General features: G+C 65.9%; 21 protein-coding genes. 6 read left to right on the top strand and 15 right to left on the bottom strand.

Annotation, left to right across the window (positions count from 1 at the left end; translation table 11 throughout):
- Window position 1: 1 nt before the first annotated feature.
- Genes IIB36_15095 through IIB36_15105 form a run of 3 tightly spaced genes read right to left on the bottom strand, consistent with a single transcriptional unit; the run spans window position 2 to window position 2856 of the window.
- The gene (locus tag IIB36_15095) at window positions 2-421 is read right to left on the bottom strand and encodes a DUF126 domain-containing protein (GenBank protein MCH7533062.1); all 420 of its coding nucleotides are present in this window, start codon (window positions 419-421) and stop codon (window positions 2-4) included.
- Window positions 409-1671 carry an aconitase X catalytic domain-containing protein gene (locus IIB36_15100; GenBank protein ID MCH7533063.1) on the bottom strand — a complete coding sequence of 421 codons (1263 nt, stop codon included), beginning with the start codon at window positions 1669-1671 and terminating at the stop codon, window positions 409-411. Before IIB36_15100 ends, IIB36_15095 begins: the two co-directional genes overlap by 13 nt.
- Before the next feature lie 12 nt (window positions 1672-1683).
- Entirely contained in the window at window positions 1684-2856 is a 1173-nt protein-coding gene (locus tag IIB36_15105) for a DUF819 family protein (protein ID MCH7533064.1), read from the bottom strand.
- Between the two features lie 135 nt (window positions 2857-2991).
- On the opposite strand from IIB36_15105, the gene IIB36_15110 reads away from it, so the two are divergent.
- Together IIB36_15110 and IIB36_15115 are read left to right on the top strand one after the other, a co-directional pair.
- On the top strand, window positions 2992-4110 hold the full coding sequence (locus IIB36_15110) for a metal-dependent hydrolase (GenBank protein ID MCH7533065.1): 1119 nt from the start codon (window positions 2992-2994) through the stop codon (window positions 4108-4110).
- A 7-nt stretch (window positions 4111-4117) separates the two neighbouring features.
- Window positions 4118-4579, top strand: coding sequence for an acyl-CoA thioesterase (locus IIB36_15115; protein ID MCH7533066.1), 462 nt, complete (start codon window positions 4118-4120; stop codon window positions 4577-4579).
- Here the strand turns inward: IIB36_15115 and IIB36_15120 are convergent.
- The gene (locus IIB36_15120) at window positions 4576-4992 is read right to left on the bottom strand and encodes a hypothetical protein (GenBank protein ID MCH7533067.1); all 417 of its coding nucleotides are present in this window, start codon (window positions 4990-4992) and stop codon (window positions 4576-4578) included. The genes IIB36_15115 and IIB36_15120 overlap by 4 nt on opposite strands.
- A 98-nt stretch (window positions 4993-5090) precedes the next feature.
- On the opposite strand from IIB36_15120, the gene IIB36_15125 reads away from it, so the two are divergent.
- On the top strand, window positions 5091-6083 hold the full coding sequence (locus IIB36_15125) for a threonine/serine dehydratase (GenBank protein ID MCH7533068.1): 993 nt from the start codon (window positions 5091-5093) through the stop codon (window positions 6081-6083).
- On the opposite strand, the gene IIB36_15130 is transcribed toward IIB36_15125, so the two are convergent.
- From IIB36_15130 to IIB36_15170, 9 genes are all read right to left on the bottom strand, one after another.
- The gene (locus IIB36_15130; GenBank protein ID MCH7533069.1) at window positions 6080-9211 is read right to left on the bottom strand and encodes a PD-(D/E)XK nuclease family protein; all 3132 of its coding nucleotides are present in this window, start codon (window positions 9209-9211) and stop codon (window positions 6080-6082) included. The two genes, IIB36_15125 and IIB36_15130, sit on opposite strands and share 4 nt — an antisense overlap.
- Window positions 9212-9347: 136 nt before the next feature.
- On the bottom strand, window positions 9348-9731 hold the full coding sequence (locus IIB36_15135; GenBank protein MCH7533070.1) for a TfoX/Sxy family protein: 384 nt from the start codon (window positions 9729-9731) through the stop codon (window positions 9348-9350).
- 15 nt (window positions 9732-9746) lie between these two features.
- A complete protein-coding gene (locus IIB36_15140) occupies window positions 9747-11240 on the bottom strand; it encodes a VCBS repeat-containing protein (GenBank protein ID MCH7533071.1) in 1494 nt (497 codons plus the stop codon).
- Window positions 11241-11315: 75 nt separating this feature from the next.
- On the bottom strand, window positions 11316-11876 hold the full coding sequence (locus IIB36_15145) for a hypothetical protein (protein MCH7533072.1): 561 nt from the start codon (window positions 11874-11876) through the stop codon (window positions 11316-11318).
- Between the two features lie 90 nt (window positions 11877-11966).
- Window positions 11967-13181 (bottom strand): metallophosphoesterase, encoded by a 1215-nt coding sequence (locus tag IIB36_15150; protein MCH7533073.1) that lies wholly within the window; start codon window positions 13179-13181, stop codon window positions 11967-11969.
- Between the two features lie 104 nt (window positions 13182-13285).
- Window positions 13286-13798: a DinB family protein gene (locus IIB36_15155; GenBank protein MCH7533074.1), complete on the bottom strand. Its 513-nt coding sequence runs from the start codon at window positions 13796-13798 to the stop codon at window positions 13286-13288.
- A 200-nt stretch (window positions 13799-13998) separates the two neighbouring features.
- A complete protein-coding gene (locus IIB36_15160) occupies window positions 13999-14541 on the bottom strand; it encodes a histidine phosphatase family protein (protein ID MCH7533075.1) in 543 nt (180 codons plus the stop codon).
- A 175-nt stretch (window positions 14542-14716) separates the two neighbouring features.
- The gene (locus tag IIB36_15165) at window positions 14717-15691 is read right to left on the bottom strand and encodes a deoxyhypusine synthase family protein (GenBank protein ID MCH7533076.1); all 975 of its coding nucleotides are present in this window, start codon (window positions 15689-15691) and stop codon (window positions 14717-14719) included.
- 13 nt (window positions 15692-15704) lie between these two features.
- Window positions 15705-17291 carry an amidohydrolase family protein gene (locus IIB36_15170; GenBank protein ID MCH7533077.1) on the bottom strand — a complete coding sequence of 529 codons (1587 nt, stop codon included), beginning with the start codon at window positions 17289-17291 and terminating at the stop codon, window positions 15705-15707.
- 117 nt (window positions 17292-17408) lie between these two features.
- Here IIB36_15170 and IIB36_15175 point away from each other — a divergent pair, with 117 nt between their 5' ends.
- Together IIB36_15175 and IIB36_15180 are read left to right on the top strand one after the other, a co-directional pair.
- Complete coding sequence (locus IIB36_15175; protein MCH7533078.1) at window positions 17409-19148, top strand: ABC-ATPase domain-containing protein; 1740 nt, start codon at window positions 17409-17411, stop codon at window positions 19146-19148.
- A gap of 250 nt (window positions 19149-19398) precedes the next feature.
- The gene (locus tag IIB36_15180; protein ID MCH7533079.1) at window positions 19399-21216 is read left to right on the top strand and encodes a hypothetical protein; all 1818 of its coding nucleotides are present in this window, start codon (window positions 19399-19401) and stop codon (window positions 21214-21216) included.
- Window positions 21217-21270: 54 nt separating this feature from the next.
- On the opposite strand, the gene IIB36_15185 is transcribed toward IIB36_15180, so the two are convergent.
- Window positions 21271-21462: a hypothetical protein gene (locus IIB36_15185; GenBank protein MCH7533080.1), complete on the bottom strand. Its 192-nt coding sequence runs from the start codon at window positions 21460-21462 to the stop codon at window positions 21271-21273.
- Window positions 21463-21536: 74 nt separating this feature from the next.
- Between IIB36_15185 and IIB36_15190 the strand changes: the two genes are divergently transcribed.
- Window positions 21537-22640, top strand: coding sequence for a hypothetical protein (locus tag IIB36_15190; protein MCH7533081.1), 1104 nt, complete (start codon window positions 21537-21539; stop codon window positions 22638-22640).
- On the opposite strand, the gene apaG is transcribed toward IIB36_15190, so the two are convergent.
- Entirely contained in the window at window positions 22637-23071 is a 435-nt protein-coding gene (gene apaG, locus IIB36_15195) for a Co2+/Mg2+ efflux protein ApaG (GenBank protein MCH7533082.1), read from the bottom strand. The two genes, IIB36_15190 and apaG, sit on opposite strands and share 4 nt — an antisense overlap.
- Window positions 23072-23238 lie beyond the last annotated feature (167 nt).

Consider the following 23238-nt stretch of genomic DNA (forward strand, 5'->3'; position numbering starts at 1 on the left):
CTCACGAGCCTGCCTGAGTCACGATCCCCTTGGGCGTCACGTGGAGCATCACGCCCTGTTCGAAGCTCGCGAGTTCGGAGACCGGCACTTCCAAGACGGGGATGCCCGCGTACCCGAGCTCCTGGCCAACGATTACGCCCAGCGGCAGGATCGCGTCGGCTTTTCCCAGAAGAATCGCCGCCGGCGCCGTGCCCTCGCGCAGCAGCTCCAGCATGATCGCGCTCGACGAGCTCGAGCCCACCGAGGATGAGATCGCGAGGACCGTCCCGGAAATCGACGCACCGTAGTTCGCGTGTCTCGGATCAGCAATCGTACCTGAAACGGGATCGACCCCACCCCAAAAACTGATCGCCTGATCGAGCCTCAAGAACGGTCCCTCGCCCTCGCCCGCCACCAGGACGCGGCCCACTACCACGCCCATACCTCTTCGCTGCTCAGGGCGCGACCCGCCACAGCCGAATCGACACAGTCCTCGAGGCTCCCGTACAAGACTTCGTACCCGGTATTCGACGGGCCGTAGTGGGCGAACTTCCCCGAGTTGGTCATGAGCACGCCGCCCGATGCCGGCAGGATAGGCGTCACGACCACGCAGGTGTCCACGATGATCTCGACGCCCGCTTCCCGCAGAATCTCAGCGTCGCCCCGCTCCTCCAGAGCGAGCAGGGTCCCGCGAGCCGTGCACGCGTAGAACGGCACTGCCAACCGTCGACCGCTCACCAACCGCTTCAGGTGCTCGAACTCCTCGGCCGAGAAGTGCGGGCTTCCGACGGCGACGGCGTCGACTCGACCAGCCTCGTCGGCGGTCGACAGTCTCGCCAGAGAGCCACGCAGCATGTCCGCAGTTAGGGTGATCGTTCGTGCCGGAAGCTGCCCGCGCGTCGCAGCGTCGAGCGTCGGCGCCTCGGGCGTCACTCCAACAACGTGGAAGAGCGCGACCGCGCCCGTCGACGACGCCGCCGCCCCAAGCGCCTTCAACTGGTCGCGTGTGACGGTGGCAGGCAGGCCAACGATCGCCGCTATGTCTCGACCCACCTCAAGTCCGAGCCAGGTACCGAGCACCGGGTAGAAGACGTCCCGCGCCTTGAGCGCCGTCGGAACGAGCGAAGCGTCCACTACGACCGTGGCCGCACGGTTCTCATCCTGGTGCAGCCCGTGCAGCGGCGCGCGGCCGGTGAGCGCGCAGCATGCGTCGAGGAAGTCCCCGTATCGCTCGGTCCGCGCGCCCAGTACGGAATTCACGAACGCGATCGCGTTGGACTCCCCCCAAGCGACCTGCTCGCCTAGGCGCGGCAGATGACCGATCTGATAGGGAGCACAAGTGAAAGTCGGCTCGGCGCCCATGCGGACGTACGCCTCCATCTGACGCCGCGCCATCTCGGTCTTGTGCGCCCCGGCACGGACCTTGTCCGGGTGCAGAAGGTCCAGAGCGCCCACATTGAGCGTGGTGTCTACGGCCACACGCCCGCCGCCGTCTGCCAGGCGTTCGGCGAACTCCACGCCACCGTCGCCGTGATGAAGACATCCATCGATGTGCGCGGAGCGGATCTCGACGAGCTGGCCGGCCCCCACCAGCTCGGCGGCGGACACGAGAATGCGCATCGCCATGGCGGTGGCGTCGCCTCGGGCACCGCCGAGCAGCGCGCGTTCGTGTGTGGTGAGCTCGAGCGTCATCGCCTATCCACCCTACACCCCGCGCATGAGCGCGGCAATCGCTAGCCCGGCATAGTTGCCCACAGCGTATCCGAGAAGGCCAACGGCCATTCCAGGCAACAATCGGTCGGTGTAGCCACGCGCGGTGGCCAACGCCATCGCGGAAGCCGGCCCACCCACGTTGGCCTGTGAGGCCACGGCGAGCGTCTTGAGGTCGAGGCCGAACATGCGACCGACCCCAAAGATCACGAGTCCGTGGATCGCGACTGTAATGCTCGCGAAGTACACCACCGGCAGGCCGACCACGAAGATATTCGCTACCACGGAGCGCGCGCCGTTGCTGGCTAGAAAGAGCAAAACGAGGTAGTTGCCGATTACGCCGGCTCCGCGAAGCCTCCGGACCGCCGGGATCTGTGCGAGCAGAAGCGCGATCGTCGTAAGCCACAACACGCCCGGAATCGATGCCAACACGTCCCCGAGCACGTCCGACGCCCACAGCGTCCCCAATACGATCGCGGCGAGCGCAGCCAGGTCGACGAGCCCGACGTCCCCCAGGCTCGTGAACAGCATGCGCTCGGCTCCGGGCTTCGCGGCATGCTGGGTCTCTTCGTCGAGCGAGCTCGTGCCCGACGGGTCCGCCACCGCGAATCCTGCCGATTTCGCCGCCAAGCGACTCCCGAGCAACATCGGCACCGCGAGACACGCGGCCATCCAAATCGCGGTGAGGATCACATCCGCGGCGATGGCGGCCGCGAAGAGCTCCCCGCTGGTCTCCAGCTCCGCGCCCACCGCCGCGAAGTTCGCGCCCCCTCCGGTATAAGTAGCGGTGTACTGACCGGCGAGCTTCCACGTCTCCGGACCGATGCTGTCCGCGAGCAAATAACCGGCGACTGAAGCCCCGAGGGCCGAGCCGACGGCGCCCACCGCGAACGCGGCCAGCATCGTGGGGCCGGCCTTGATCACGGTTCGCACGTCCACCCCGAGAAGGATCAGGGCGATGCCCGCGCTGACAGCAGGCCCACTCAGAAATACGTACGCGGATGACTCTCCGGGGATGATCCCCGTGTTGGAGAGCACCATGGCGAACAGGATCCCGAGCAACGCAGACCCGAGGGACCTGAATAGATGGTGACGGGCCTCGAGCGCGACCGCGACGGCCACGACCGCTGCCAACACGAATAAGACTGCGGTCGGGTCGTTGATCATCGGTGCTTCGCGTGTTCTCGGCTCCGAAGGGCAATCTAACTGCGCCGCCAACGTCGGTCCTGTGTCGGGCTCGCGCCACCACGACGAGGACGGTAGCATGGGCGCGCCCACCAAGTCTACGAAGCTTCCTAGGAGATCCGGCTGGACAATCTGACGCACGGCCTGGTAGGCGCCGCGATCGGGAAGTGCGGGGCGGAACGCGTGACCCCACTCGCGACGGTTACCCTCGTGCTCGCGGCGAACGCCCCCGACATCGATGTCTTCAGCTACGTACGCGGCGAGTACTTCGCGCTCTCGTTCCGCCGCGGCATCACCCACGGGTGGCCCGCGCTCCTCGTCCTCCCGTTCGTGGTTACCGGTCTAGTGCTGCTGTACGACCGTGCGGTGCGCCGACGACGGAACGCGGGGGCGGAGCCCGCCCGTGCCCGTCCCCTGCTCGCCCTATCCATGGTGGGTGTGCTGACGCACCCCGCGCTCGACTGGATGAACACGTATGGCATGCGCTGGGGACTCCCCTTCAGCGAAGCTTGGACGTACGGGGACTCGCTCTTCATCATCGATCCCTGGATCTGGCTCGTTTTGGGCGGAGCCGTTTTCCTCGCGTCTTCGCCATCCGTCGCCGCCCTCGCCGCGTGGGCGCTCATGGGCGCGCTCGCGTCACTGGTGGTCCTGGCGCTTCCGCTCGGCATTCTCGCCAGGTCGATCTGGGTCGGCGGACTCGTCACGATCGCCGTGCTGCGATTCCGCCGTGGCACTCCGCCCGCCCTGCACCGCCTGCCCACCGCATCGCTCGCGATCGTTGCCGTCTACATCGTGACCATGATGGGTGCCGACCTCGCGGCGCGGCGCCAGGTTCGGGTAGCCGCCGAGTCGGCTGGCCTTCGGTTCCGGGACGTCATGGTGGCCCCCTTGCCTGCCAACCCCTTCAGCGCGGAAGTCGAGGTCATCACCGGCGTCGGTTTCGTGCCGGGCCTCCACCGGTGGTTCGGGAGTCCACGCGTAGAGCTCTACCCGGAGGACATCGTACCGCTGCTCGAGGGCCCAGTCGGGGTGCCGGTCGCAGAATTGGAGCGCATCGCGGCGCTGGCTCGGCTCGAGCCGGACGTCGCTCGCTATCTTGTATGGTCTCGATACCCCTACGTGCGGATCGAAGCGGAAGGTACGGGCTGGTGGGTCCACTTTAGCGACGCACGCTACGATGGGCGGGCAGGAAGCGGGGGGCTGAGTGGCCTGAGAGTGCGGATCCTCGACTGAGCATGTCATGGAAACGAAGCTATTCACCGTCGACGAGCGGGTTCGATGGTCCGCGGTCGACAAGGCGGGCATCATCTTCTACGGTGCCTACGTGCGCTTCTTCGAACTCGCTGAGATGGAGCTCTTTCGGGCGGCCGGCGTGCCGTACGGCGAGGTCTTCGATCGCTTCGGAATCTGGCTGCCACGCGCCCACCTACAGTCTGATTTCCACTACCCCTCCCGGCTCGACGACAATCTCCGGGTGGCTGCGTATTTCACCCGTTTCGGCACGAGCTCGTTGCAGATCAACTTCGACGTGATGCACATCGAGACCGGTACACTCGCCGTGAGCGGGCATGAAGTCCTGGTGTGTACGACGCAGGATACGCTGCGACCTCGGCGCCTACCGGACGAACTCAGGGCCCTTCTCTCGCCGTACCTGATGTCCGTGGAGGAAGCGCGGGCGCAACTGGGCTGCGACGCTCCCTAGCTGATCCTCTGACCCCGGACGCGCGCGGTGCAGCCCTCGCTCAGGTCCGTGTAACCCAACGCCATATTGTCGTTGTCGAGAAAAATTCCCTCCATCCAACGCACCTCGGAGATTAAGTCGAACCTGACCTCCCCGGTATCCCGCTTCAACTCGCCTACGAGGTCTCCCGAAAAGGTGTCGCCAAGCACTTGCCACGAGCCGAACAGTCGAATGTTCTCCCGCAGTGCGCCACCGTCACCGAATTGAGCGAAGCTCAACTCCATTCCTTGGAGTAAACACGTCGTGCTCGAGAAGGTCAGCAAGAATCGACCGTGAAGCGCCGCAGCGTTGATCGCATCCAACTCCGTGGGGCTTTCGGCGTTGCAGCCGACGGCGGTAATGCAAAAGAGCAAAAAAATGGTCTTGCTCCTCACGACTCCCGATCCACCTGTCTCTGGTTCCATCGATTACACACGAGCGCCTCGCGGTCGCCGAAGCTAGCCGGAGACGCCCGGGTGAGCCATCGTCTTGCATGCAGCCGATCGCACCGATTCCGGTGGAGGCCATCGAAGCCGCGCGAGACCGAATCGCCGGTGCGGCGATACGCACCCCCTTGCTTCCCCTGGAGGCGCCGGACGCGCCTTGCGAGGTGTGGCTAAAGCTCGAATGCCTGCAGCCGATCGGATCGTTCAAGATCCGGGGCGCGACGAACGCCATGCTGCTCGCCGATCCCAAAGAGCTCGCTCGAGGTGTGTACACGGGCAGCGCCGGCAACATGGCGCAGGGCGTCGCGTTCGCCGCACTGCGCCTGGGAATCGAGGCTCGCGTGATCGTCCCGGACACCGCGCCTCGCACGAAGCTCGATGCCATCGTCCGTCTTGGAGGCACCCCCGTGCCAGTGCCGTTCGACGAGTGGTGGTCGGTGATCCGAGACCACGGCCACCCGCAGGAGGACGGGTTCTTCGTGCACCCGGTGAGCGATCCAGCGGTGATCGCGGGCAACGGGACGATCGGGCTCGAGATTCTCGAGCAGCTACCGGGCGTCTCGGCCGTCGTCGTACCGTACGGCGGCGGAGGCCTCTCGTGCGGGATCGCGTCCGCCATCAAGGCGAAGCGCGATGACGTTGCCGTCTATGCGGCGGAAGTGGACACCGCGGCGCCTCTCTCGGCGTCGATCGATGCCGGCAAGCCCGTCGATGTCGACCGGATAGCGACGTTCGTCGACGGCATCGGCGGCAAAGGCCTGCTGCCCGAGATGTGGCCGCTCGCTTCGTCGCTACTGGACGGGTCGCTGGTCGTTTCGATCGAACAGATCTGCGACGCGATCCGCACTCTGGCGACCCGCGCCCACATCGTGGCCGAGGGCGCGGGCGGCGCCTCGGTGGCGGCCGCGCTCAGCGGCCGTGCCGGGGGCGGCAAGGTTGTCGCGGTTGTCTCGGGCGGAAATCTGGACGCGTCGGACCTGGCAGCGATCCTGAGAGGCCGGACGCCCGCGACGCGGCCGCGCGAGCCTCTGCTGCGCTAGTCCTCGAAGGTTCGCACGCGCTTCAACTGAGCGAACGCCGGCCACAGTCCGGTATTCAGGTGCTGCTCGGACCACTCGGCGAGCGGGGATATCATTTTCCCGAACCGTGCCTGCCGGGCACGGCACACGTCGGCGTAGTCGCAGAAGCGGCAGTCGTCCGCCCGCTCGGTCGGCACGAAGCTGCCGGAGGCGACGGTGTCCAACATCAGGTCCAGCAGTGGGCCGACGCCAGCTAGCCGCACGCGATCGAATACGAACGCCTGATTCTCGCCACGTCGCGTCGGGAAGTGGTACTCGCCCGAGACGACCGTACCGCCGAGCCGTTGTTCCGCAGCGTGCGCGTACAGTGCGTGCTGTAGACGACGGCCGCCGTCGAACGTGCCGCTGCCGCCCTCCAGGCTCCTGGGCACGCCCGTCTTGTAGTCGACCACGTGCACGCCTTGAAGGTCCTCGTCCACGCGGTCGATCGCGCCACGCAGGCGAAGCTGTCCGTGCTCGAGGTCGAGAACGACCGGTTCGTCGTCGCCAATGCCGAAGTCGAGCTCGAGCGCCACCCATGGAGCCCCCTGCTGGCGGACCATGCGCACGAAGGAACGCACGTCCTCTTCGAGCGCAACCAACTCCCTCCTGAGCGCACCCTCCCCGGGAACCGGCACCTCGGCCCTCAGCCGCTCGGCGCAAATCTCCAGGGTCTTCACCGCGAGTGTTTCGAAGCCCGGCTCCTCCATATCGAGCTTCCGCGTACGGGCCTCGCGCAGCGACGTCTCGAACACTTGGTGTAGAAGACCCCCGCGGCGCAGAGGGTTGAGCCACCGATCGGGATCCAGCTCCGGGTCGTCGGGCGCGTAGATACGCAGCACCGAACGGTGGAGGTACCGAAGCGGACAGGCGCCCAGGTCCTCGAGTCTGCTCGCCGACACGACCAGCGACGGATTCTTCCGGGGATCGAGCTCCTGTGGCCTCGCTTCGATCACGCCGTGCGCGGGGCCTGGTACGCCGTCACTGCGTTCGAGCAGCAGCGACAGTCCCGCGTCGAGCCCGGGGAACGCCGCCCGCACGCGATCGACGCCGTGCCGCATCACCTCCCCCGAGCCGAGGCCCGCCATCCAGATGTCATCTCCGTCCAGCGGGGGGCGGTCCGCGTGGGGCACGCGGCACACCACACGGCCCAGCGTCTCGTACAGGTCTCGAAACGTCAGATGCGGATCTCGCCGCTGGAGGCGAAGCGCCGCCAGCAATACCGGCGATGGTCCGATCGAACGCGCCTCTGTCGCATCCCACGCACGATAGCTGAGCGTGACGCGGGCACCGCGCAGGCGGGCAAAGAACGCCGCGAACCGGAAGGTCCGCTCTCGCAGCAGTTCAGACGATGTGGGCAGACCCTCCCCGAGCACGCGCCGATCGCTGTCGAGCAGCACGGGGTCTTGCGTGCCCGGACCCGGTAGGTGCTCCGCGTCCGCTCCCACGACGAAGACCGCGGGACGCCCCGTATATCCTCCGTGCTCCATGTCGGACAGATGCAGCTGTCCCCCCTCGGACGACCACGGCGCACCGGCGTCGTCGACGCCGGTGTCGGGTCCCGGTGCACGCACGCTTATCTTCAGGTCTCGCCGGAGAACGGTCGCCGCCGCGCGGAAGTCCGTGCGGCGCCGGAGTGTGGCCTCCACCCGCTCGAGCACGTGGTTGATACGTTCTCGCGCGCTCAGATCCGCGCCGTCGCCTCGAGGAACGCGCCGGAGAAAAGCACGTAGTCCCCGCGCTAGCTCGGCTGGGGAGACCGGCGCGCCGCCCTCTCCCATGCGGTCCGGGATCGCCGGCGTCGCCTTCAAGGTCGGAAAGAGGATCGAGCGCAACGCCCTCAACTCGCCTTCCGCCTGCGCACGCCTTCGCTCGAACGTCTCGGCCCGCTCCCACTTCCTCGGCCCGAGTTCCTCGAGTCCGGCGAGGGCCGTGCGGATCTGGCTGCGGTATCGCTTACGACCCCAACCGATGCGGAGGCTGCGGAACCGACGCGCCAACTCGGCCGGCGCGTGGTAACGGCGCGTGCGACCAGGCCGCAGATCGCCGGCCTCGAGCAGCCTTCGGATCGGGCTGGCCTGAAAGCCTCCCTCGATCCAGTCCAGGTAGGCGCGTACCACTCGGCCCGGCCGCGTGCGCTCGACGGGAAGGCCTACGGCGTACGTGACCGGAATGCCGAGCTGCGCAGAGAGCGCATGGAGCGCCGACCCGTAGGCGGCGGGATCCGGTGTGACGATCTCGACCTGGTCCCATGCAAGACCGCGCTCGATCACACGCCGAACGACTTCGCGCAGCTCGTCGGTGATGGAGGCCGCGTGGAAGAGTTCGAGCTCGGAAGACGGCGGGTCGCCGGCCATCTGCTCGGGAGCGAATAGATAGGAGTACGCGGATCCATCGGAGTGACGGTTCCAGAGCACGGAGTCCGGCACATCGAGCCCCACCACTGGGTCCGTCTCGAGCACCTTGGCACCCCGCGCTTGAAGCGCGCTGAGCAGCTGCCCGCTCAGCCCACGGGTGCTGACCCCAGGCACGATTACGACGACCTCGGCACCCAGGGTGTCCGGCATGCGATGACCGTCGTTCTCCAGCGATGCGAGCGCAAGCCGGAGTACGGAGGCGGTGTCAGCGAGCCGTCGTTGGCCCAAGAGCCGTTCGTAGCGCTGTAACAGGCGCAGCAGGAAGAGCCGCTTCGAGGAGTCCGCAAGCCGCGCTCGATCGAGCTCCTTGGGACCGATACCAGAGAGCCGCAACGCCGTGACCGCACTGTGCACGCGCTCACGGAAGCCGACGCCTTCAGCGAGATCCCCGAGGCCCCGTCCCTCGGCGAGGAGAGCAGCGTCGAGACACTCATCGAGAAGTGCTCTTTCGTCGAATGCGTCCATCGCGCGCATCGACGCTCGCTCCATCCCATCGCGCGCGAGTCGAAGCGCCAACGGCGCTTGGGTCACGACCTCGAAGCCGATCCACCCGGGGCCCTCGAGAGAGAGCCGCCTCAACAGTTCGCGCCCAACGCCGAATGTCTGTGAGATGACGAGCTTACGGCCGACAGGGTGACGTCGCGCGATGCGGGCGAGCGCGTCGACGAGGTGAGGGGCCGAGGAGGTCGTCATGCTCTCCGGTCAGGGAGCGGTCGTGGAGGACGACGCCAAGATAGACCCGGACACCACGGGAGGGGAGCCCGCAGCGTGCGGCGGCGCCTACCCCCCGGGTCGCCATGTGCCGATCGAGCCCGACGGTGTAGCATCTTCAGTCGATCCGAGGCCTCGAGGCCCAAGAGCTCTTGATAGAACTCCGCCGAACGACATACCGGAAGCTGGTCAGGAAGAGCTCTCCCAGTGCGGACGGATCGGCGGCTGAGCCCTCGGGGAGGAGCACGTACTCCTTCTTCACTTTCCCCCCGTCGAAGTAGCGCAACGGTCGGCCACGCCCATCGGCCAACATGACTTCACGTACAGCGAGCGGAAGCTTGACGGCCAACCCGACGGGCGTCAGAGAGGCGCATATTTTGCCGTCGGCATACAGCGCCGCGCCACCGAAGAAGTGCCGGCACTCGAGGTCGATGCCGGGCAGCTCGCCGAAGCCCAAAGCCTCGACCAGGTCGCTCAGCTGTCCGAGATAGGGTTCCGCCATTGTCCAGAGGTGCTGTTAGCGGGCGAGCCGCATCTCTTCACTATCCACGGCCCGTGCTGGTTCGAAGGAGCGTCTCGGCTCAACCGAGCGCACCTGCTCGAGCCAGAAGACGCCGTCGTACGGAGCGCTGTTTCCGCGCGTCGATACGAAGTCGACATCGCCGTCTCCGTCCATGTCGCGGGCTACGAACTTGTCGAACATGCCCCGTTTTCGCCGTGAGATATCGTGCCGCGTCCAGGGCGCAAGGAGGTCGCCCGGATGCTCGAACCAGGCGAGGCGGCCCATGGCCGCCGAGAGATCCAAGTCATCGTCCTGATCCCGGCTTCCACCACTGTATCCGCCCGTGATGACGTCCGGACGACCGTCGCCATTGATGTCGGTCACCTCGAGTCCTACCAGCTGATCGGGCCAGTGCGTCCCAATGGCATGGAGCTCCCAGGTGCCGTCCGGATCCGACGGCTGCTCGAGCCACACCAGCGTGTGGCCGGCTTCGGCCAACACGATGTCGAGACGACCGGACCGGTTCATATCCACGAAAGCCATATTGAAGCCATTGACCCACGCACCTTCGCGCTCGAGCTCCCGAGGCCGTCGCCGGTCTAGCGGGACCGCCGTCCCCGAAATCTGGATGGCGTGCTCGGAGAACTCGCCGCCACCCAGGTTCTCGAACCACATGATTCGGGCCTCCGCCACCGACCCGCCGACGACGTCCATGTCGCCATCTCGATCGAGGTCCACAGGCTGGGCGTTGATGGGCCAGCGCACCCGCGTCAGCTCATGCTCCGTCCAGCTCGCGGACTCCAGTGGGTCGCCCTCGATCGAAAACCATGAGATGGCCTTCGCTTCCATCTCCACGTTCGGGTTCTGCGCGCCCTTGTTGGCCGTCACTACCTCGAGGCGGCCATCCCCGGTCAAGTCGGCGAGAAAGACCCTGATGAAGGACCCACGGCCTGAAGCGCCATCGGGAATGAGCCTCTGCCAGGTCTCTGTTTGTGCGCCGGCACCCGGGTTCTGCAGATAGATCAGATGCCCCAACTCGCTAGCGGCTACGATGTCGGGATACCCGTCGCCATTCATGTCTCCGACGGCCACGTCCTCGGGCGCCCCGGCCTCAGACCCCTCCGCCACGGTTATCGACACCCACACGTTGGGGTCCTCCGAGCCGAAAGCGATGCGAATGAGCCCGTCGGCCACCCCGTCGTATTCGGTGTCCGACTCGTGCACGGAGACGATATCCTCGTAGCCGTCCAGGTTCAGATCGACCATCACCAGGCCGTCGCTACCTCTGAGTTGCACACCTCCGGTCGTCTCTTCATCGATGATGCGCTCACGCCAGGAGATGTAGCGGCCATCGGTCGCCAACGCAGTGGTGAGAGAGGCGCCGACAGGAGTGTCCGCTCCCGGCGAGGAAGCCTCATCCGAACCCCGACCGGGTTCGGCCGGTTGACATCCTCCAACGGCTAGGAGAACGAGGGCACCAAGCAGTGGAGTTGTGACCGTCCGATTCATGCGCCAGATCCTCCCAAGGAGTCCATCATTCTGTCGCAGGAAACGATACTCGCGCAACGTCGCGGGGAGCCCGCCTCAAGGCGCGGCTACCGTGAGCAGTGAGCCGTACGCGCTCAAGGTTGCAACCAGGATCAGCACTGCACCAGCGAGATGTACCCGCCTATCGGGGGTCCAGGCGAGGAGCAGGAAGACCACGCCTGCGATAGAGGTGATACGGTTCACCAAATGGAGTAGTGGGCTTTCGAAGAGGGAGATGTTGCTCCAAGTCATGGCAACCATCAGCGTCGCGGCAACGGGGAAGAACCGACCTCGAATCTCGTAGAAATAGTCAGTGAGGTTGGTCTGTGCGTCCCCGAGCGGGAATGCCAGCTCGGCAAGTGCGAACAAGAGGATCGGGACGAGGAGAAAGCTCAACAAATCCCAAAACGTCCATACCGGGCGGTCCGCGACTACCCAGCGTCCCGACCAGACGCCCACGTGCATGACGAACACCCAAACGACCCAGATCGCATGAACCAGGCCGGGCGCGGTGGTGGTGTCGGGGCGGAGGGACCTGACTACGCCCCGAAGAAGTGTGGTGATGCCGAGCCCCATGATGATCGACACCAGCACCATGATGAACTCAAACGGGTCCACGTCTTCGTGCCCTCCCTGGGTTCAGAACCACTACCTCAACGATCCCCTCCCCGTGGCATGCGTTCCGCTCCGACATGGGGAGGGCGAGGCCTACCGGCCCCCGACTGTGTCAGACAGACTCGTCCGCGAGCTCCGGTAGGGCCGGAAGTCCCTCCCCCAGTCCACGCCGATCACCTCCATCCATACTTCCGCGCCGTCCACATGGACCACGACGTAGTGGTACGGATTGTCGCCTCGCTCCGGACCCGGGCGGACCAGGTGGGTGACCCGGACCGAGTCGGCCGCAGCCTCGGCGAGATACGGTCGAAGGTCCGGCTCCCCCCGGTATGAGTAGAGTGGCGCTCCGCCCCCTCCGGTCACGATCTGGTCTATCCGCCTCCATCGCCCGGTGCCGTCCAAGTACCGTTCGATCCAATGCTCGAAGAGATGCTCGTGACCGGTGAACACGAGGTCCACGCCGCGCTCGCGGAAGAGCGGCATCCAGCGGGCCCGGACTGCCGCGGTGGGGCGTTCCACGCGAGCCGCGCCGTGGGGGCCCGACGAGTACGCGGGATGATGGAAGAAGGCCACCACGTGGACGTAGCGTTCGCGGTCCAGCCCCTCGAGCTGGGCGGCAGCCCAAGCGAACTGCGTGGGATCATCTGCGATGTTCGAATCCAAGGCGAGCACGAAGGTGTTGCCGTATCCGAACGCATAGGTCGGGTAACCGTCCAGCCTGCGCGTTGCGCCGTCCGCGGGGATCAGCCTCGACACCGCTGCCAGATAATTGCGGAGGCCCCGCAAGCGCCCCGGCGCGTCTAGATTCGACGCGGCCGTGACATCGTGGTTCCCAGGAGCGAGGAAGTAGGGGACTCCGGCCTCCTGGGTGAGCCGGTTGATGAGCCCCACGAAACTGACGTTCCACTGTGTCGCGTCCTGTCCGTCGAACACCGCGTCGCCGCTCTGAAGCACGAAGCGCACCGGGTCGGGCCCCGCTTGGAGAGAGGCTATGGTGCGGAGCATCGACTCGACGACGAGGGAGTGCTCGTACTGGGGGTCCTTCCCGTCCCGGCGTCCCCGAGTGTCGCCGTAAACGATGAACGAGAAGCGGGTGACGTCGACGCTCTCTGCTTCGGGCGGAAGCGGGATGCGTGGCGGCTCGATGGCTACCACTTCTTGCTCAGACGCTCCCGGGCCGGCAATCGGGACGATCTGGGCGCTGGATGCGCCGGGCATGGCGAGGTACGCGGCAACCACCAGGGCCCGAGGCCCGAGATCGTTGAGCATACGTGGCAGATCCACCCAGTCAGGCCTATAGGTCTTCATCGCACGCTCTCCTGGATTGTTACCGGGACTACCGACGAAGCTGGCGACCGAAAATACGGCGCTCAGCAGCCGCGGCTATCCGCGGGCCGTTGGACGCAGGAAACTCAGTCGTGAGGGGCAAATTCCGGAGAGTTGTCGTCGAAACTCCATATGTACGGAGGCTCAGCGCCACACACCCGGGCATATGCGTAGAGTTGCCCGCGGTGATGGAGGAACTCGTCGCTGAGGATATTGAAGAGAACCCAGCCCGGAAGCGTCATATCCCACGGGGTCGGTACCATGGCGCTCAACTCCGCGTCGCCGATCGAGGCCACGGCCGCGTCCGCCTCATCCCAGCATGCCCTGGCGAACGAAACGACATCGGCCTTGTTCGCGAGGCCGGTCGCGATGCTTTCTTCTGATGATTCATCGGCCGTGACCTCACCCTTCGCGATACCTTGGGCGATGTTTCGCACGAGCGCACCTGACGTGTGGACCACCATCTCAGTCGGCGTGCGCATTCCCTGGACTGGATTGCTGTGGAATTGATCGTCGGGAATCACCTCGAGCAGGCGAAGGTACACCCCGTACTTCTGTCGGATCTGGTCCCACGCTTTGTCTAGCGTCTGCTTGTTCACAACTCCCTCCCTCTTATCCGAGGCGGCCGGCCCTCAGTCGGGTGTCAGCGAGGCACGGTGTCCCGAAGGACCGGGCCCGCAGATCATCGTAGACCCACCTGCACCATTCGCGAAAGCGAGCTAGGCCAAGGGCCTGCGCCGGAGTCCGGCGTTACATGACGTGGCGTTGGGACTTCGACCCGTCCCATCCGCCTTCGTTACTAGCCCGTTAGGCGAAGTCCGTATTCAAGAACCACAACCTGGGGCCACTCGACTTCAAACACGGACACCGCCGCGGCAGGTCCACTGAAAACTTCGTCGCCACCGTGAAGGTCGGCGTTAGTACCCAGCCGGTATAGGAAGTCGATCGTACCTCCGTGCGTGACCGCCAACACATGGTCGTGGACCAAGATGTCCTCTAGCCACGCAACGACCCGATCAAAGTGCTGACCTCTACTCTCTCCGTTCGGGATCACGTACTCGGCGTCCAATCGGCGGAACGAGCGGAACTCATCAGGAAACGTGTCTTGGCATTGGCCGGCCGTAAGCCCCTCAAAGATCCCAAAGCATCTCTCGGCGAGTCTTGGCTCCTCAACGTTTTCTAAAATACCAAGGCTCCGTGCGGTCTCTTTGCACCTGGTAGCTGGGCCGCAGTAAACGGCGTCGTATTCCGCGGTGCTGAAGCTGGTCGCTTCCAGCTCTAGTCGTTGAACTTCCGTCAGACCCTCATCGCCAGCACCGCTGAAGATCCCCTGCTCGTTCAACGCGGTCGTTCCGTGCCTCAAACAAGACACCCTCATAACACTCGCGTCCGTTCAGTCCCGTGAGAGCATGTCATGTCAACGGACCGCTCGCGTCGTATGTCGCGAGTGGCGTAGGACCATGCAGCCTCACCACCCGAGCCGCCCGGTCACTCAGATGGCAGCTTCTTGCCAGCAGTCAGTCTCCGAGCACGTATCCGAAGATGAGCGGCGCTACGATCGAGGCGTCCGAGTTGATCTCGAAGCGGGGCGTCGAGGGATCGAGCTTGCCCCACGTGATCTTTTCGTTGGCGGGAGCCCCAGAGTAGCCGCCATATGATGGTTGGGCGTCGGTGATCTGGCAGAAGTATCCCCAGAACGGGACGTCTTCGTTCAGGTCCTGGATGAGGCTGGGCACCGCACAGATCGCAAAATCCCCCGCGATGCCACCCCCGATCTGGAAGAAACCGACCGACGGCTCCGCACCGGCTCCGTGGTTGGCCCGATACCACTCGATGAGCGCCTGAAACTGCTCCGTGCCGGTCTTCACACAGAGGTGATCTGGCAGCAAGCCCAGGATTACGTTGGCGGCAAACATGTTGCCCGTGGTGGAGTCTTCCCACCCGGGTGCGAACACGGGGATTCCCATCTCTGCGGCCGCGAGCATCCAGGAGTGTGCGGGATCACCCTGATAGTGGTCCGAAAGCGTTGGGTCCTCGAGTACTTGCAGGAGGAACTCGCCCGGGGTCATCCGGTCTCCGTTCTCGGCCGCGGCCTGCCACGCCGCGAGCAACCGGGCCTCGATGTGTCGCATGACCGTCTCCGGAATGCACGTGTCGGTGACACGGTTCATCCCCCGCTCATGGAGCGTCTGCTCATCCCTGGCGGAGAGATCCCGCCACGAGGAGACGATCTCATAGTCGCGATTCGCCACCAAGTTGAAAACGTCCTCCTCCAGGTTCGCACCGGTGCACGAGATCGCGTGCACTTTCCCCTCGCGAATCATGCGCGCAAGGATGACCCCCAACTCGCCAGTCGAGGCGGCCCCGGCCATCGCGAGCAGCATCTTGCCACCCGCGTCTATGTGCGCCTCATACGCCCTCCCGGCCTCAAGGACTTCTCGCGCGTTGAAGTGGCGATAGTGCTTCTCGAGGAAATCCCGGACTGTGCCCAATCAACGACTCCTACTACGAGACCTCTCGTCTCCCCTTCTGCAGTACCCGACCCGCACGCACACCCGTAAACGCCCCGTCCTTGATAGCGGCCTCGCCGTTCACGAAGACGTGCACCATGCCCTCCGAGTAGTGGTGCGGATCGGTGTATTCGGCCACGTCACGTACTGCATCGAGATCGAACACCACGATGTCCGCAATCGCACCGGCGCGCAGCACGCCCCGGTCGGGCATCCCGAACACCTGCGCCGGTAGCGACGTCATGCTCCGGATCGCCTGCTCCAGGGAGACCGTGCCCTTCTCCTTCACGTAGAGCCGTATCTTTCGTGCGAACGCCCCATAACTGCGCGGGTGCGGCACTCCTTCGTCCATCGGCACCAGACCGCCGTCAGACGACGTCATCGTCCACGGCTGCACCATGAGTGTCTCGACATCGTCGTCGTGCATGTTGAACGAGACGATGCTCACGCTCCCGCCCCGGATGAGATCGATCGCGGTGTCGATCGGGTCCTGCCCTCGCTCCTCGGCGACCGCACTCAGGAGCCTGCCCTCGATCGACTCGTCCGGGCGGTATCGGCGGAACTGGATTCGGTCCGCGCCACCTCGGCGAGCGAGGCCCTCGACCATTCCCTCACGGATGCGAGCCATGACGTCGGGGTCGTCCATGCGGGCCATCAGTGAGTCGCGTCCGCCCGCTTGCGACCACCTTGGCAGCAAGGCCGCGTTGAGCCCCGTCGCCGACGCGGTGTAGGGATACTGGTCCGCGAAGACCTGCACGCCCTCGGCCCGAGCGCGTTCGACTCGCTGCACGATGGCGGCCCCATATCCCCATACGTCCGGTCCCAGCGCCTTCACGTGGGTCAGCACCGTCGGGATACCGGCAACGCGTCCTACGTTGATGACCTCCTCGACCGAGGCGATCAGGCCTATGCTGTACGTCGACTCGTCTCGGTGGTGGCTCGTATACGAGCCACCGAATGGCGCGACCTCCTTGGCGAGTTCCTCGATCTCCTCGGGCGGGGCGTAACTGCCCGGCACGTAATAGGTCCCGGAAGAGAGGCCCCACGCCCCTTCCGCCATGCCGTCGCGCACGAGCCGACGCATGCGGTCGAGCTCGGCCGGCGTCGCTACGCGATCCTCGCTGCCAAGCACCGCGCGGCGCACGGATCCATGACCCACGAGTTGGGCCGCGTTCACTCCGAGCCCGTCGACCTGCAGTTCAGCTCGTTGCTCAGCCAGATCGAGGCTGCCGCCACCGTCCGGATTCACGAAGACCGTGGTCAGACCCATCGCCAGCAGCGGCTCAGCGTGGCTCAACCCGGGCGAGGCGAGCCCTGGTCCTGCATGGGAATGCACGTCGATGAAGCCGGGTGTCACATAGAGGCCCGTAGCGTCGATCACCTCGTCGGCCGCAACGTCACCCAGATTGCCGACAGCCTCGATCCGGTCGCCTCGGATGAGCACGTCCGCGCGAATCCATGGATTGCCCGAACCGTCCATGACTCGACCATTCCTGATCAGAATCGTGCGGTCCTGACCGGCTACTGCGGTGGTGGCGCAAAGGCCGATCGCGCAGAGGACGGTCATGGCGCGTCGCATCATTCGCTCGTCTCCCGTCTCAACTCGGTGCTGGGGCGACGACCCCGGGGCTTGAGGCGAAAGTATACTACCAGACGGCAGGCACGGAAGCGGGCCCAGACAACCAGCAGGACGGAGGCCATGCGCGACGCGAGCGAACTGGCGAAGCTGCTCGAGCGGATCGACGGACGGGGGTACAAGGCGTACAAGGAGATCTCTGGACCGTGGCGGTTCTCGGACTTCACGCTGCACGTCGATCACGTGCAGGGGGACCCGTTTGCGGCCCCTACTCGGGTGCGCGTGACGCTGAGCACGGACGTCGTCGACCTCCCGCAGTCGGCCTACCGAACTCGGCCGCGCGCGCTCGGTACGGCGGCGTTCCTCGCTCGGGCTTTCGCGCAGGCCGCCCGCGGCGGCGGTCGGTCGGGCAGCGGCAAGAGCGGAGAGATCCGGATGGAGGATCCTGGTCAGACCGTTCTCCTGCAGACCGCCGTGCTCATGCGCGAACACGGGGATCTAGAGGCCCGCTTTACGGTCGGGCTACCTGCGCAAGGGCGCCGTGTGCTCGGCCGCCAGGCGTCCGAATTGCTGACCGCGCGCGTCCCGCAGCTCGTGCGCGCCACGCTGATAGCGTCGGCGCACGACGTCGCCGAGATCGAAGCTCACGCAGCCACCAACGAAGACGCCGACGCCCTCAGAAGCCAACTGGAGGGGCAGGGATTGGTCGCTTTCATAGCGGATGGCTCGGTGCTGCCACGCCGAAGCGGAATCGACGATCGACCGCTAGAGGGCGAAAACGTCGTTTCCTTCCGCTCGCCCGAGTCGCTTCGAGTGACGCTCGAGCTTCCGAGCGCCGGTACGGTGTCGGGCATGGGCGTTCCACAGGGTGTGACGCTGATCGTGGGGGGTGGCTTCAACGGCAAGAGTACGTTGCTCCGTGCCATCGAGTCGGGCGTCTATAACCACCGGCCCGGGGACGGGAGGGAACGGGTGGCCACCCGATTCGACGCGGTGAAGGTGCGCGCGGAAGACCGACGTTCGGTCTCGGGCGTCGACATATCGAGCTTCATCGATGGACTCCCGTTCGGACAGGACACGAAGCGATTCTCCACGGAGAACGCCTCGGGATCGACGAGTCAGGCCGCGGCGATCGTCGAAGCGCTCGAGGCCGGTGCGCGACTGCTGCTCGTCGACGAAGACACCTCGGCGACGAATTTCATGATCCGTGATCGCCGGATGCAGCAGCTCGTTCCGAAGGAAGGCGAGCCGATCACGCCCTTCGTCGATCGCGTACGCGAGTTGTACGAGAGTCGGGGCGTGAATTGCGTGCTCGTGCTCGGAGGGAGTGGGGACTATCTGGACGTGGCCGACACCGTGATCCGTATGACCGATTACGCACCGTGGGACGTCACCGCGGAGGCGAGGACCGTGGCGGCGGAGATCCCGACCGGACGAGCGACGGAACGGAAACGACCGCTTACTACGTTCTCCCTCCGTCGCGTTCAGCCGCGTTCCGTCGACCCGAGCAAGGGCCGTCGTGCGTCGTACGTGCGCGTGCCAGACGACCGAACTCTCATCTTCGGCAGTGAGACCATCGACCTCGCCGGCGTCGAGCAGATCGCGAGTCGCGCGCAGATGCGGGCGATCGGACAGGGTCTCGTCCTGTTGGCCGAGCGAGTCCTGGGGGAAGACTCCGCTGAAGCAAGCAGGCCCCTCAGCAGCGCAGTCGACGTTGCCGGCGCGCTGGACGCCGTCGAGAGCCTCCTCGAGGAGGGAGACTTGGACGTCCTCGACCCCCGCCGCGTCGGCGACCTCGCGGAGTTCCGGCGCTTTGAGCTGGCCGCCGCGTTGAACAGGTTGCGCACATTGCGGGTAGATTAGTCCCCCGATGAGACCCGGTCCGACTCTAGAAGGGTGATCGGCAAGGGGGGTGGGCCGCGCGACCCACGCCATACGGCGTGGGTGCCCCGTGCTTGCGCGCGTTCAGGCAAGGAACGACGAGGAGTCGTAGCCGAGCGGGCACCGACGCCGAAGGCGGCGGTGCGACGAGGAGAGACGATGGATCAACCGCGCGGGCACCGACGCGAAGCGTTGGTCGCCATGTGCCCAACACCATGATGAGAGGACACACATGTCTGTGGGTTGCGGTGGCACGGCCCCCTTGCCGATCACCCTTCTAGGAGGGCAGCTACCGGCCGCGATCCCGGAACTGGGCGCCGCAGTCCCTGGGCTCGCAGTATCCGGCACCGCGAGCGCGGAGCCGTTCCTCATCGAGGGCGAAGCCGCCTCCGCCCAGGGTGTGCTCAAAGGCGGGATCGACCGCATCCGCATCCATGACCGTGTGGTCGTGTGCGACCTGACAGTCGGAGACTCACTCGGGGTCAATTTCATCATGATGCCAGGGGCGCTTCGACGGGAACGGACAGGCCCCCTGGGGACCGTCATGGAGAACATTGTCGTCACGCCGACGCTGCCGTTGGTGGCGGTGCAGTGGAGCGGATCGCCGGTGGGAGACGATGGCGCGTTACGGCTCACGGTCACCCCGGGCGGTACGCAAGTCCGGTACGACGTGCACGACGGAGTCCTGCGCGCGGTTGGCCAAGATCCAGACCGGTCGGTCGCGGTGGTGCTGTACGGAGGCACGGGGAAGTGGACTCTTGCGGACGAAGGCGACGGCCGCGTGCTCGCGTCACACGAGATGGGCGGCGACGGGCCGCTGACGCTCTTGGTCACCGCAGGAAGCGAGGCCGCGCTCCGCTCCACGCTCGCTGCAGCCGCTCACTTACCTGTGCATGAACGGCGCGCCGCGTCGTCGACGACCGATAACGTCCGGGTCGTGACGGGGGTCGCGGAGCTCGACGACGGCATTGCGTGGGCGTCGTTCCGCGTTCGTGCGTCACTCCGGCGTGGCGCCGTGACGACTCCCGGCCACCACGCGTTCTGGTCGGGCCTCGGGGCGCTCGCGGTCGCGGACGTGGAGAGCGCAAGCCGGGCTGTGGCGCTCCTGGAAGGCAAGCTCGGGGCGGGAGAGGCATGCCAGCCGGCGTGGCCCGTGGACGCGATGGCTGCGCTGCTCGCGGCGCGCTTGGCGCTCGCATCCGACGACGCCTCGGCCGCCCGGCACCACGCCCGGCTGATCTTGGATCGGGTGTGGTCTCCAAGGGAACTGCCCTCCGACGGTGCACGCCTCTGGGCGTTCGCGCTCGAGACGCTCGCGGACGCCTTGCGCTACACGGAGACCGACGACCGCATCGCGAAGCTGAGGACGCTCGCGGCGGAGCTGCCGTCCAGCGCTGCGGACGGCATGCGACTATCGATGATCGACGACGAACGTCCCGACGCAGGAGACTTCCTTCGATCGGTTCTCGCCGGCGGCTTGGGCTACGCGCCCCAGACGGGCATCCGGAGACTCGACGATACACTGCGCACGTGGTCCGGCTTCGGCGAGGACGCCGATGGAGCGTGGGGGCGGTGGCGAAGGACCCTCTCCGAAGGGCTCGTGAGCGGGCCCTCGGGCCCCGCTAGCTGGGATGAGGTCGATGACGTGCTCGCGCCCGGCGCCCCAGTCGCCGGGGCCGTGCTCGCAGCATTCTCGCACAGCGTACTGGGCTACATGCCCGACGCGCCGTCCGGACGACTGCGCCTCGCGCCACGGCTCCCGTCTCACGTGCGCTCTCTCACCGTTGAGAGACTACGTCTTGGGTCTACTTCCATCACGCTTCGATACGAGCGCTCGAAGACCCGTCACCGCTTCGTGCTCGAACCGACTTCGGCTCGTGTGCCACCGATGCTGGTATTCGAACCTTCGATCCCGGGGACGCGCCTCGCTGAGGCGCATATCGGAGACGCCCGCGTGGACCTCGAGGCGACTCCGGAGGGCGAGCGTGTCCGGGTGCGTGTCCAACTCCCGCTCGAAGGGCCGTGCACGATCGACCTCAGGACCGAATAGGAAACGAGGCCGACCAGTGAACTCTCTGGCCCCGTAGCGATCAGCCCTTGCTGATCAGTCCTCTTCGAGATAGCCGTGCTCGCGGAGCAACTCCTTGATCCGAGGCTCTCGATCGGCCAGCGTCGTCTTCGCAATCTCACGCGCAAACTCGACACGATGGACCTCGGACACGTTGTCCAACACGGCGATCGGCGCTCCGTAGCGCAGTAGAATACGTTTGGCGTCGACAGTGACGGAATCGTTCACGTTTCCCCCAGAACCATGCCGCGGATGAGGTGGCGAAAGCGGCAAGGGATAATAACATAGACCATTCGCATCGAGTGAAACGGCGCTTCTTGGCGTTCTGCGCGCTGGTCGTCGTGCCGTGCGGTGTAGCCTCCGGGGCCGCGGGTCGCGCCGCCGACGATGCGTGGGAGGAGCTCGCGCACGTGTCGGCGGCCCGCATCGCACAGTTGGCTCTCGGCGCGCTCGAGCAGGAGCTGGGGGCTGTGGTCGACTCGCTGCTAGGCTCCGCCGATCCGCTACCCAGCCCGGACACCACGATCGAGGCGGTTCGCCTGGCCATGGCGGGCGACACCGTGTCGGCCCTCGATCCGACGGCTTCGGGCGTCGAGGTGATGGTCCTGTTTCCGGACGCCGAAGGCCTGCTACGCTTCGCCAACGGCATGTTGGTCCCCGTGGCTGCCGTTCTGGTGGGTCGGGTCGCTCGAGCGCGCGTCGGCCTCTATCTGAACGGTGAGCTGTGGAGCGCCACGGACCCGCCACCGTCCGTGGAAGTGATCGACCGGGAGACGCTGCTCGCGGTATCGCGAACACCGGGCGGTGTAAGGAGCGACGCCGGAAGCATCGTTGCCATGGACCCGCGCAGTGGACTCCCCGCCGCGATCGCGGCGTTCGCCCAGCTGGAGGGCCGTGGCGAGCAGGCCGTCCCGCTGGCGGTCCGACTCGTAGTCGGCCTGCTCCTGCTCTTTTCGGCGGTCGCCGCCTGGATCCTATTCGCGAAGGTGAGTGGTTCGGAAAGGGAAGTGGCACCGAGTCGTGCAGCATTGATTCTGCTGGTGTGCGTTCCCCTCTTTACTCTCTTGGGCATGCTCGCGCACGTGCAACGCACGTTCGATGCCGCCGCCCGCGAGCATGTCACCCGGGACCTGGCCCAGACCCTGACCGTTGTCGGCACGCTGGGCATCGGAGAGTCACCGGCCGGAGCACGCGCCCTGAGCGGCTTCCATGCGGCTCGCATCCAGGGAGGTGTCGTGACGGCCTCCACCCTCGCTGGCGACGCGGCGGCGTTGGGAGCGGTGCCATCGGCCCGGATCGGAGCGCTGCGCAAACGGTTGATGCTGATCAGCGGTGTGCTGGTGGGCTGGCTGCTACTCGTCGCGGGCAGTCTGACCGTACGCTCGAACCGTGCTGAGAACAGCTAGTTCATCAGATTCGGCTCGTCGTCGTCATCCATCTCGACCAGCGGCGACGGCAGTACGAATGGGCCACTCAACTCGAAACGCGGCACCTCTACCCTGAACTGCTCCCCGTCGGGGCGGACGAAGGTGTAGTATCCCTCCATGTATCCGACGGGTGAGCGGAGTACGCAGTAGCTCTGGTACTGGTGGGAGTCTCCGGGCCCGAGCGTAGGCTGCTCACCCACCACGCCTTCGCCATCGATCTCGGTGTCCTCTCCCGAAGCATCGTGAATATGCCAGTGCCGGAAGAGGAGTTGGGCCGAGGTCTTGCCCTCGTTCCGCAACATGATGTCGTAGGAGAACACGAACTTGCCGCCCTCCGGGTTGGAGTCGGCGAGCGAAAACCGGGGTCGAACCCGGACAAGGATACCGTCGGTGGCTTGCTCGTAGCGCATGACGGATGCTAACACCGACGGCGCAAGCACGCAGCCCGCTAGCAGCCCGTGGTAGAAGTACAGTGGGCCGCCACCCGCAAGCGGGTACCCGGGGGTCTCGCGAGTTCAAGAGTAGGAAGGACGACGAGTCGTAGCCGTAGCGGGCACCGCCGCCGAAGGCGGTGGTC

It is taken from the genome of Gemmatimonadota bacterium, from assembly GCA_022560615.1.
GTDB lineage: Bacteria > Gemmatimonadota > Gemmatimonadetes > Longimicrobiales > Gaopeijiaceae > UBA1138.

Excerpts from the sequence above, each read along its gene's own strand:
- IIB36_15170 (MCH7533077.1), bottom strand. The coding sequence starts at position 17,291 with ATGATGCGACGCGCCATGACCGTCCTCTGCGCGATCGGCCTTTGCGCC.
- IIB36_15130 (MCH7533069.1), bottom strand. The coding sequence starts at position 9,211 with ATGACGACCTCCTCGGCCCCTCACCTCGTCGACGCGCTCGCCCGCATC.
- IIB36_15100 (MCH7533063.1), bottom strand. The coding sequence starts at position 1,671 with ATGACGCTCGAGCTCACCACACACGAACGCGCGCTGCTCGGCGGTGCC.
- IIB36_15105 (MCH7533064.1), bottom strand. The coding sequence starts at position 2,856 with ATGATCAACGACCCGACCGCAGTCTTATTCGTGTTGGCAGCGGTCGTG.
- IIB36_15115 (MCH7533066.1), top strand. The coding sequence starts at position 4,118 with ATGGAAACGAAGCTATTCACCGTCGACGAGCGGGTTCGATGGTCCGCG.
- IIB36_15180 (MCH7533079.1), top strand. The coding sequence starts at position 19,399 with ATGTCTGTGGGTTGCGGTGGCACGGCCCCCTTGCCGATCACCCTTCTA.
- apaG (MCH7533082.1), bottom strand. The coding sequence starts at position 23,071 with ATGCGCTACGAGCAAGCCACCGACGGTATCCTTGTCCGGGTTCGACCC.
- IIB36_15150 (MCH7533073.1), bottom strand. The coding sequence starts at position 13,181 with ATGAAGACCTATAGGCCTGACTGGGTGGATCTGCCACGTATGCTCAAC.
- IIB36_15125 (MCH7533068.1), top strand. The coding sequence starts at position 5,091 with ATGCAGCCGATCGCACCGATTCCGGTGGAGGCCATCGAAGCCGCGCGA.
- IIB36_15095 (MCH7533062.1), bottom strand. The coding sequence starts at position 421 with ATGGGCGTGGTAGTGGGCCGCGTCCTGGTGGCGGGCGAGGGCGAGGGA.
- IIB36_15175 (MCH7533078.1), top strand. The coding sequence starts at position 17,409 with ATGCGCGACGCGAGCGAACTGGCGAAGCTGCTCGAGCGGATCGACGGA.
- IIB36_15135 (MCH7533070.1), bottom strand. The coding sequence starts at position 9,731 with ATGGCGGAACCCTATCTCGGACAGCTGAGCGACCTGGTCGAGGCTTTG.
- IIB36_15140 (MCH7533071.1), bottom strand. The coding sequence starts at position 11,240 with ATGAATCGGACGGTCACAACTCCACTGCTTGGTGCCCTCGTTCTCCTA.